Genomic DNA, 1,030 nt, shown 5'->3' with positions numbered 1-1,030 from the left:
CCACATGCCCGACCTGCGGCACCCGTTCAGCACCTGGACCGCCCAGAGTACGGAGCTGGACGATCCGCACATCACTTCGGACCTGCGCAAGAGACTGGTGAGCCGGCTCGCCGACCAGTACTTGCGCACCGGACGGGGAAACGATTTGGCATTCCTGGCGGAGGAGTGGAGCGCTGCGCCCACGAGCCGTGCCCGGCTGGAGGCCGCTGTAGACACGCTGGCCTGCGGTCTCCACGACCCGCGCTACGGCCGAAGTCTGCGGATGCTCGTCTACTCCTGGTGTAAGGACAAGCAGCTGACGGGGAACCTCGCGCATGTTCTCCTACGCGCCTGCACCGACGTGATCGCACCCACCCACCCCGACCAGGCCGTGACCCGCCTGCATCACCTGGCCCGCCGGGAACGCGGCGCCACCCCCGCTCTCGATGCCTTGTGCCGCCTTGCAGCGACCAGTGCCCGACTTCGCCGCCGCATACTCGATCGCCTCACCCGTCATTCGGCCGCACCGACCGTCGACGCCCGCCTCTTCCTACGGATCTGCGACCCCGTGGCACTCACAGACCCTGCAGGCGCACCGCGCCCACTCATCGACGAAAAGGGCGTCCAGGACTGCGCGGTAGCAGGCTGGGCGGAGGCGCTCGCCCGACTGCCGCAGCCGCACTGGCAGCCGTACGCCGAACGATGGCTGCACACGGCCTGCACCGCCGACAGCCATCGCGACCGGCTGCTCGCTGTGCTGGTCGATGCCGCAGGCCGAAACGGCAGCACCCTCGCAGCGCTGTACTCAGCCGCCCGCGCCGCAGAGCCCGCCGCCCCCGGTGGACGGGCATCCGGCGCCGCAACCACCGAACGCCTGCTCCAGAAGATCTCCACGGCCCAGGGCCTACGCCCGCCGGCCGCACCGACTCCACCCGCACCGCCCAGGGGGACTACACGATGACCACCGGCCGCAAGACGACGACCGTTTTCCTCACCGTCCTGTGTGCCCTACTGCTGACCATCCTCGGCCTGGTGCAGGAGTGGCCCACAT

1 pseudogene is annotated in these 1,030 nt (G+C 69.7%); it reads left to right on the top strand.

Going from position 1 to position 1,030, the window contains the following annotated elements:
* Positions 1–940: pseudogene (locus ACFRCG_RS48805) on the top strand (hypothetical protein); the annotation flags it as partial.
* Positions 941–1,030 lie beyond the last annotated feature (90 nt).

Origin of the sequence: Embleya sp. NPDC056575 (assembly GCF_042793325.1) — a bacterium.
Lineage (GTDB): Bacteria > Actinomycetota > Actinomycetes > Streptomycetales > Streptomycetaceae > Embleya.
The sequence above is the reverse complement of the archived record's forward strand: the minus strand, read 5'-3'. Positions and strand labels throughout refer to the sequence as shown.